General features: G+C 43.4%; 6 protein-coding genes. 5 read left to right on the top strand and 1 reads right to left on the bottom strand.

Annotated features, from left to right (window positions below; all coding sequences use genetic code 11):
* The 5 genes from B2746_RS14135 to B2746_RS14115 form a co-directional block, all read left to right on the top strand.
* Nucleotides 1-643: hypothetical protein (locus B2746_RS14135; protein ID WP_290795153.1), on the top strand; the 643-nt coding region annotated here is incomplete at its 5' end.
* 3 nt (nucleotides 644-646) lie between these two features.
* Complete coding sequence (gene uvrC / locus B2746_RS14130) at nucleotides 647-2476, top strand: excinuclease ABC subunit UvrC (RefSeq protein WP_290795151.1); 1830 nt, start codon at nucleotides 647-649, stop codon at nucleotides 2474-2476.
* A 95-nt stretch (nucleotides 2477-2571) separates the two neighbouring features.
* Nucleotides 2572-5991, top strand: a complete 3420-nt coding sequence (locus B2746_RS14125; RefSeq protein WP_290795149.1) for a PAS domain-containing protein — start codon at nucleotides 2572-2574, stop codon at nucleotides 5989-5991.
* A gap of 5 nt (nucleotides 5992-5996) precedes the next feature.
* Nucleotides 5997-8105 (top strand): sensor histidine kinase, encoded by a 2109-nt coding sequence (locus B2746_RS14120; RefSeq protein WP_290795147.1) that lies wholly within the window; start codon nucleotides 5997-5999, stop codon nucleotides 8103-8105.
* The gene (locus B2746_RS14115; RefSeq protein WP_290795144.1) at nucleotides 8102-8521 is read left to right on the top strand and encodes a response regulator; all 420 of its coding nucleotides are present in this window, start codon (nucleotides 8102-8104) and stop codon (nucleotides 8519-8521) included. The genes B2746_RS14120 and B2746_RS14115 overlap by 4 nt, the downstream gene beginning before the upstream one ends.
* Before the next feature lie 633 nt (nucleotides 8522-9154).
* Here the strand turns inward: B2746_RS14115 and gldN are convergent.
* Entirely contained in the window at nucleotides 9155-10189 is a 1035-nt protein-coding gene (gene gldN, locus B2746_RS14110; RefSeq protein WP_290795142.1) for a gliding motility protein GldN, read from the bottom strand.
* Between the last annotated feature and the right edge of the window lies 1 nt (nucleotide 10190).

Here is a 10190-nt window from a genome sequence, read left to right as displayed (position 1 = left end):
CGACCGGTGGCACCCGGCGGGTGAAAAGGAATTCGTAATTTCGGACATGCAATTTTCATATCGAGCGATTTATTTGTCGGGGTTGACGCTGCTATTGTTGCAGGTTGGCTGTAAGGACAAAACCAGTACAACAGATCAGGAATCAACAGAAAGAACCGCACATTTTCCGGTTGCGGATTATATCCGGTCGGAGCTGAAGGAGATAGACTCTCTTCAATTGCCGGTGACCCTTTACAAATCCGGTGCAGAGGGAACTGATACCGCCCTACTGTCTACGGCAGAATGCACGAATCTGGCAGCTCCCTTTATGGAACCTGATCTTGCTGATCCGGAAGTGGCCGGCTTTTTCACTGAAAGCAGTTTCGCAGATCAGTCGATACCCAGCATCACATTTAATTATACGTCAAAAGAAGAAACAATGGCCCTGAAACGGGTAGATGTGGTATTGAAACCCGATCCTTCCGTTTCTGATAAAGTGCGCACGATCTACCTTGAGAAATCTTTTATGAATGGTGACACCCTGGTGCAGGAAAAATTATTCTGGAACGATGGTCATTATTATCAAATCATGCGGACCAAAACAACAGGAACTGGCGAGCCTCTTCTTTCGCAGGTAAAAGTGGTTTGGGATCCAACTGAATAAGGAATGACAGCCGCAGAATTTCAACAAATATCCTCAACCATTCCATTGTCGCCCGGTATTTACAAATACTTCGACAGTGGCAATACCCTGCTGTATGTAGGTAAGGCGAAAAGCCTTCGCAAACGAATCAGTTCCTATTTTTCAAAAACATTTACCAGTTATAAAACCCATGAACTGGTACAGCGGATAGCACGGATTGAATTTACGATTGTAGATTCCGAACAGGATGCATTTCTTCTTGAAAATGCACTAATCAAACAGTACCTGCCCCGCTATAATATTGATCTGAAAGACGATAAAACCTATCCTTATCTGGTTATAAAAAAAGAACCGTTTCCGCGGGTATTTTTTACCAGGAAAAAAATCAATGACGGATCGGAATACCTGGGCCCGTTCACTTCTGTTGGAAAAGTGCGGGAACTATTGGATTTCATCAAACTAACCATTCCGCTCAGAACCTGCAAGCTGAACCTGAGCAGTGCCAATATTCAAAAGGGGAAATATAAAGTTTGTCTGGAATATCATTTAGGCAATTGTAAAGGTCCATGTGAGGCATTGCAAACCGAAGAAGAATACCGGGATGGCCTCTTGCAATTAAGAAATCTTATGAAGGGCAATCTGGGGCCGGTAATGCAACAATTCAAACAGGAGATGCAACAGTATGCCATGAATCTTCAGTTTGAAAAAGCAGAGATGATGCGACGCAAACTGGAACACCTGGAGCAATACCAGTCGCGTTCTGTCATTGTAAGCAAACACCTCGGCAACCTGGACGTGTTTTCGATTTTAAAAGACGGTGATATTGCCTATGTCAACTACCTGATGGTGCAGCATGGAACAATTGTACAAACGCATACCATTCAGCTGGAAACACATTTGGATGAAACAGAAGAGCAGGTATTACGGTATGCAATCGGACAACTGAGAGCCTCCTTTAATAGTTTTGCAACCGAACTGATTGTACCTTTTGAATTGCCCGACTGGCAGGAAGAATCCATTGAAGAAGATGTGCTGACGATTACTGTTCCAAAAGCTGGAGACAAGAAAAAACTGCTGGAGCTCTCCCAGAAAAATGTGAATTATTTCCAGGACGAAATAAGAAGAAAAAAAACCCTTCATCTTGAAGGTAAATCCGACTTCGAAAAGAAGCAGGTACTGTATCAGCTGATGGAAGATTTGCAGTTGCCGGAATTGCCTGTGCATATAGAATGTTTTGACAATTCCAATTTCCAGGGAGCTTTTCCGGTTTCGGCAATGGTCTGTTTTAAGGAAGGAATTGCCAGTAAAAAAGACTATCGTCATTTCAATGTAAAAACCGTTGAAGGTATCAATGATTTTGCAACGATGAAAGAAGTGGTAACCCGGCGGTATAAGCGTTTGAAAGACGAACAAAGTCCGTTGCCGCAATTAGTTATTATTGATGGAGGTAAAGGACAGCTGGGTGCAGCAATGGAGGCGATAAAAGAACTGGAATTAACGGGCAGCATGACCCTGGTTGGACTGGCAAAAAATGAGGAAGAACTGTTTTTCCCGGGTGATTCCGAATCATTGAGATTACCCTATAACAGTGAGTCATTAAAATTGATCCGGCGCATTCGCGATGAAGTGCATCGGTTCGGAATAAGTTTTCACCGCAATCAGCGAAGCAAGGGAACTTTCAAAAACGAATTGGAAACCATACCGGGAATCGGAAAATCAACGGCCACCCAATTATTAAGGGCATTCCGAAGCATTACCCAAATAAGGGAACGAAGTTTGGAAGAAATCAGTCAGGAAATAGGAAAGGCAAAGGCTAAACTGGTTTGGGAGTATTTTCATGCCGGTAAATCCTGAAAACCTACTATGTTCCCCTTAGGGCAGCTATAGATATTATTCCAAGTTTTTCCATTTAGATAACCTTTAAAAAGCATATTGTAGATTGCATGCAAATGGTCGACTTTTTTCTCAATGAGATTCCATTTCCGGCTGTGGTATTGCGTATCGCTGAAGGAGAACCATTGTGCATTACACATACGAATAAAGCCTTTCAGGAAGAGGATTATGATAGAGATTACTTAATCGGTAATTCAGCATTGCTTGACTGGTCCAATAAAATATGGGCTGATAGCAGTCATTCGTCTTTTGCCCAATCCAATCAAAAAGAAAAATTAGTAACCAACTGTAAACAGGATGCTTCCCAGGTGCAGTTGGAATTAAGCGTGCTACCTGCTTCAGAGAAAAAAGAATTACAAATACTCTGTTCCATCCAGCCTGTAAGCATACAGCAATCCTTACAGAATTACAGCACTTTAATTGAAGGTGCAACAGATCTCTGTGTAATCCTTACAGCTAACGGGGAGTATCGTTATTTAAGTCCGAATTTTCCGGCCATGCTTGGTTATACGGAAAAGGAACTAATGGGAACCAATTCCTTTGAGCTGGTTCATCCGGAAGATCTTGCCGTTACTTTATCAGCTTTTCAAAGACTTGGAGCGGAGCTGAGTGTTCAGGCCCCACCCTATCGTTATAAGAAAAAGGATGGATCCTGGTGTTGGCTGCAAAGTGTTGGAACCAACCTGCTGGGAACAGATTCAGTACGAGGAATTGTAGTAAACAGCATCGACATAACTTCATTGGTGGAAGCACAACAAAACCTGAAGTTGAATAATGAACGGTATCAGTTAATTTACAAAGCAAGCAATGATGCGCTATACGACTGGGATATTCTTGAAGATAGTTTCTATTGGGGGGAAGGATTTTATCGTTTGTTTGGGTACTCTCAACAAGCTGCCCCATTTCGGCTTGCTAACTGGATTTCATTGACACATCACCTCGATGCCGAGAAAGATCAACTACGTTGGGAGCAGTTTTTAAATGATCCGACCCAGTTCAGCTGGATGAATAAATTTAGATTCAGAAAAGCGGATGGCGGGTATGCATATGTGGAAGAAGTAGCTTACCTGATTCGCGACGAAAAAGGCAGGCCGGTTCGAATGATCGGTTCCTTGCGTGATAAAACAGATACCAAACTTGCCTTATTCAAAAAGCAACTTGAACAGGAGATCATCCAGTTTTTTAAAACCGATAAATCCTTACCAGTCATCTTGCAGCAAGTGTCTGATTACCTTGCGAGAGAAGGCTCCTTTATACTGGCGGAAACCTGGTTATTAAATACAAGGCAGGATAAAATGCAACTGGCAGCCTATTATTCAAATGCAGCAACAGAAGCGTCTTTTTACAGGGAAGATCGTGCTGTTCTGGAAATGCCTTTTGGAAAGGGAATGCCAGGATTGGTCTGGCAAAGCCGTGAACTGGAACAATGGGATCAGGAACGAATAGAGAAGGATTTTTTACGAAAAGACGCTGCATTAGAAATCGGAATTCAAACCATCATAGGTCTGCCACTCCTGCATAATGATCAGTTATTAGGAACAATGGTATTGGGCAGAACCTCCAATAACAAAGAAGAAGAAATCAGTTCTCAGGTATTGGAATCCATTCAATTCTCCCTCGGTACAGAAATCAAACGCAAGCAACAGGAAGAAGAAATGCGGCTGGTTTTTGATAGTGCGCCGGATATTCTGGCAATTGTTTCACCTGAAGGCTATTTTACAAAAGTGAATCCGACATTCTGTACTATTATGGGGTATAGCAGTGCGGAGCTAACCGGACAACCATTCCATAATTTCGTTCATCCGGATGATGTATTACACACATTGAAAGTGTTTAGCGAAACCATTCCTCTCAATAAAAAAGCAGTTAATCTGGTGAATCGGTATATCACCAAAACCGGCGAACACCGGTGGATATCCTGGAGTACTTCAGAGGTGTTTGGAGAAGAAAATTTTGCATTCGCCTATGGCCGGGATATTACTGAAATGAAGGAACTGGAGGAACTATTTGACAACACATCAAAACTTGCCCGAGTCGGAAGTTGGGAAATCAACATGAGCGATAAATATATATTCTGCTCAAAAATTACCCGGCAACTACTGGAGTTAAAAGAGGGTCTTCAACTTCGGCTGAATAACCGGCTGGAATACATCCGGGAAAGCAGCAAGAAAAGGGTTAGAAGACTGCTACAGGCGGCCCTGTTTGATCAGAAGCCCTGGGATATTGAAGTTGAAATCCGTACGGCAAAAGGCAAATCGAGATGGGTTCGTTTGATTGGGCAGGCAAGTTTTCATCAGGGAAGATGTGTTCGGATATATGGAAGTATTCAGGATATCCACGAAAAGAAACTGGTTCAATTACAACTGGAAGAAGCCAATGACCGGTTTGAACGGGTATCCTCCGCAACCAATGATGCCATCTGGGATTGGGATCTTACCCAAAACAGACTGATCTGGAATGACAGCTTCAGAAAAATTTTCGGCTACAATATAAAACCGGAAGGTTCCAACCCTTCGGAATGGAAAGACATGGTACATCCGGATGACCTTCCTCTTTTGATGAAGAACATTGAGCAGGTTACCAATGATGCGGCACATCAACATATCGATATTGAATTCCGCTTTCGCAGAACAGACGGCAGTTATGCCTATGTATCCAATAAAGGCACCCTGATAAGAAACAAGAATGGAGAAGTAACACGAATGGTGGGTGCATTATCGGATATCAGTGTACGAAAAAATTTTGAATCCTCTCTGAAGAACCTGAACCTGGAATTAAAACGCATCAACCATGAACTGGCGGGTTCCAATGCAGAGCTGGAACAATTTGCCTTTGTAGCTTCTCATGATCTGCAGGAACCGCTGCGTATGATTACCGGATTCCTGACCATGCTGGAAAAAAAATATGGTCCCCAGTTGGATGAAAAAGCCAACCAGTATATCTATTTTGCGGTAGATGGTGCCAAACGAATGCGGGGAATAATCCTTGACCTGCTCGAGTATTCCAGAGTTGGCAGAATGAATACCACCAGAGAACTGGTGGATGCCAATCTTGTAATGAAAGAGGTGGAGCAACTGTTGCAAAATCAGCTTCAGGAAAAATCTGCCCAGCTTATAATTGATCCCCTGCCCAGTGTACCTACTTATAAAATACCCCTGCAACAGGTACTACAAAATCTGGTAAGCAATGCTATCAAATACAGCCAGCCAGGCAAACAACCGGTGATACATGTTTCCTGTAAAGAAGAGGACCAGCAGTGGAAGTTTACGGTACAGGACAATGGAATTGGAATTGAAGCGGGCTTTAAGGAGAAAGTTTTTGTGATTTTTCAGCGATTGAATTACACGCCGGAAATTCCCGGGTCGGGAATGGGCCTGGCCATAGCCAAAAAAATTATTGACTGGCAGGGAGGAGAAATCTGGCTGGATTCCGTTGTTGGAGAAGGCAGCACCTTTTATTTCACGATACCCAAATGATGGCTTTGATACAATCCAACCACCATACCCGAACCTATACCATCCTGGCAGCAGCGGCCCTGGTTATCATTGCCTCTTTTGTATTGTTTTATCTAGGGTATCGGGAACAGATTGAAGTAAATAAAAAAATCTATCAGGAAGAAGAACAGAAAGAACGTTTTCACCTGATACAATCAAATATTAACCGTGCAGGAATTGACGTGCGTGATTATCTCATAACCGGCCAGCATAGCTCCATGGAAAAGGCATTGGCTGAAATGGCAACGGTAGATAGTCTGGTTGGCAGCTTATCTCGCCCAATTACCAAGGAAGCCACCTATCAAAAGCTGGAATTTCTTTTAGCGGAGGCAAATGACCGGCTGATCAGAATTGATACTTTTTATACAAAATATGGCCGTGATGTTGCTGCCACTATTCTTTTGGAAGATGGATTTCGTTTATTCAGGCAGGATATAAACACCATATTACAGGAACTCAAACAGGATTCTTCAGAACGCTTTGACCACCTGCTTAGGACCGTCAAACAACTTCGGAACAGAAATAGCATTGGTTTCCTTGTACTTTTTGTGGTTTCTTTTTTAATGCTGCTGATGTTATGGCTTTATTTCAGAACAACGGAAAAAAGCCTGGCAAAGAAAAGAGCGCATTTACTGGAAATAGTAGAGCGGCAGGAGCAATCGGAACAACTCTTGCAGGGTGGTTATTTTGAATGGCAGCCGGAAAAAAAACAATTGATCTGGTCGAATGGAATGTATGCCCTGTTTGAATGGCCTGCTGAACAGGCAGCACCCAATCTTGACTGGGTGTTGGAAAAGGTAATTGATCCTCAGGATCGGGAGATTATCCGGCACTGGTTGCAGGAGGCGGGTTCTGCCAACCGTTTATCCAGGCAGGTACGGATCCAAACAGCCAATGGAAATGAAAAAATTTTGCAGATTGAAGGATATCCGAGTAAGTATCCGGTTAGCGACAACGTGATACGCAGAGGTGTTTTGCAGGACATAACCCAGCGTGCCCTGGCAGAACGGGAGAATACCCAATTAGCCGGAATCATTGAAAACAGTTTGAATGAGATCTACATTTTTGATGAGAAAACCTTTTTGTTTGACTATGTAAATAAAGGGGCCTTGCAGAATATTGGCTATTACCAGGAAGAGATGCAGCAGATGACTCCGCTGGATATCAAACCTGCTTATGATCTGGAACGATTCAATGAACTGGTGTTTCCCCTTCGCTCTGGTAAAGAGGATCTGATTCTTTTTAACACAGTGCACAGAAGGAAAGATGGTTCCATCTACCATGTGGAAGTTCATTTACAGTTAATGAAGTTCCGTAATAAAAAAGTGTTTACTGCCATCATTATTGATGTATCGGCCGCCGTTGAATCTGCCCGTCAGTTGAAAGAAATCAACGAACATTTGCAGCAAAGAAATCTGGAACTGAATCAATTTGCTTCGGTAACGGCACATGACCTTCAGGAACCGCTTCGCATGGTGAAAAGTTTTACAGAGTTGCTGGAAACAAAATATGGTCCACAACTGGACGGCAAAGGCCAGGAATACCTGCATTATGCAGCAGACGGCGCACGCAGAATGCAGGTATTAATCAATGATATTCTGGAGTATTCAAGAGCAGGAGGAAAAAACTACGAAATGCAGGCAGTTTCCATGAAGGAATTGATTGCTACCATATTGCGCGATCTGAGGATCAGTATTGAAACATCCGGCGCCAGCATGCAGGTTGCCGATTTGACCGGAATAAAGGTATGGGGGAATGAAAGCTGGCTGTACCGGCTTTTTCTAAACCTGCTTTCAAATGGATTGAAATTCCGTAAACCTGGTGTGGCGCCCCTTCTGGAGATCCGTTCAGAGGAAACAGCAGGCGGTTACAGGTTTTGTATCCGCGATAATGGTATCGGGATTTCACCCGCTTACCTTGAACAGATATTTCAACCCTACCAGCGGCTGCATAACCGGGATCAATACGAAGGAACCGGCCTTGGTTTAGCTATTTGCAAAAAAATTGCCGAACGGCACAAGGGAAGTATCCGGGTTGAATCTGTAGAAGGAGAAGGCAGCCGTTTTTATATTGAATTAACAAAACACCCTGAATGAAAGAATTCCACATTTTATTAATTGAAGATAATGAGGGAGATATCCTGATGACGACAGAATCTATCCTGGAATATGAGCCGGGGTGCAGGATAGATGTGGCAAGAAATGGGCAGGAAGCCATTGAGTTGATAGAACAACTGCTGGAAGAACCCTCTTCAAAGAAACCTGATCTGATTTTACTTGATATAAACCTGCCACGCAGGAATGGTCATGAAGTATTGCAATTCATCAAAAAGCACCCATCGCTGACCTTTATTCCGGTAGTGATACTGACTACATCCTCCTCTCCTCTTGATATTACACAGGCTTATGCTGCCCATGCAAATTCCTATTTAACAAAACCAACGGAAGCGGATGAATTTAATAAAATGGTGATGGCACTGGTAGAATTCTGGCGCCGTAATGTGAAGTTGTAAAAAAAAAGGGGCCAGGATAGAAATCCAGCCCCGTTTTTAAAATCCAATATCCTATGAAAAACCGAGGTAAAGGTAGATGAATTTTCCATTCAGCCAATACCCGGATAGGGGTATTTTTAGGTATTTCGACGAACGGACAAAAAGGTGAAACGTGAAAGGTGAAAGGTGAAAGGAAAGGTGAAAGGTGAAAGGAAAGGTGAAAGGTGAAAGGAGAGGTGAAAGGTGAAAGGTGAAAATCAGGGAGCTTGATCTAAGCCGTGGTTAAATTTTTTTTCAATTAAAATGTAGACGTGTGGAGTTATTTGACGCAACGGGCATTTTAGCACGATGACTTAGTTTGGGATACGGGATATTTTGCATGAGGGGGTAATTTACAAGTAGGGTAATTTATATGCGGGTATTTTGCAGGTGGTGTAATTCGAAGGCGGCGTAATTTGGCCTCTCCGGATACTGAGCCATATTTGATCACATCTCTTGTTACCCTTCGGGTGCATGCTCTCCCCTTTCACCTTTCACCTCTCACCTTTCACCTCTCCTTTCACCTCTCCTTTCACCTCTCACCTTTCACCTTTCACCAAAAAAAACTGGCCCGTCTGAATTCAGACGGGCCAGTTTTTTTTTGCCAGTTTTTTTTTAATACGACCAGAGATCCTGTTCGTAGTTGAAGATTTTCTCTTTGATATTATCGCCTTCGAGCAAACGAAGGATGGGATCTTTGATGAAGGCTTCGATGAACTGATCACCCGGATTATCAAGGGTTGATTTGATGATACGGCTGGCGAACATACGGCTTTCAAACAGCTCTTCCCAACTCATACGGGCGCCGAAGTTTTTACCATTGTACGCTTCATAACGGGCCAGTAATGGACGCATATCGGGGTAGTAAACCCAGAAAAGAGGCGTTACGGCGCGGAATGAACCATCGGTATTTTTAATGGTTTTCAAAGGAGCCACACCCAGGATGCGAACATGCAGGCGGGAGGATTCCTTATCAAAAACCACTTCCTCTTTTATCCAGTATTTCTCAACTTCTTCTGCATTGAATTCGTTGACGATCACACTGTCTTTCATAATTCCCAGAGAACCGTCCGGATCCTGCGCCCAGTTAGGCACCTGGATGGTCAGGGGCTCACCAACCAATTGTTTGGTGATTTCCTTAAGGGTAATGGGAGTTGTAAAACGGTCATCTGTTGGATTAAAGGCAGTGACTTCACCACTTTTAATTGAACCTAACAGGATATTAATGAAACGCTGGTTACCATTGTCCTCGTCTGCTTTGTACATAAAGGGCAGGTTCATTTTTTCATGAACATCAATTTCCCTCCAGAGACGCTGACGATAAACCGCATCATCTTCCCGGATATGCTCGTAAGTCAGCGGAATACGTTCTTTTACCAGGTTACGCTCGATGGCGTTATCGTTCCTCAGCGACTTACGGGTTTCTCCCAATTGCAGCTCCGGTTCAACAGGTGCTTTTGGCGTTGTATCCACGGCCGGAGCCTGGGTAATCGCTGCAGCATTGCCCGTATTATTTTTACTGGTGCTGGTTTTTTTGGTAGTTGTTCGCTTGCTGGAGCTACGGGACGGCTTTCGCTGTGCCTGTACACTGTCTGCACTGAAGCCGATAACAGCAGCCAGCAAACAAAGTTGAATGATACGGTTTTTCATT

This window comes from Flavihumibacter sp. UBA7668 (assembly GCF_002483205.1).
Classification (GTDB): domain Bacteria; phylum Bacteroidota; class Bacteroidia; order Chitinophagales; family Chitinophagaceae; genus Flavihumibacter.
This window is presented reverse-complemented; position numbering and strand designations above follow the sequence as displayed.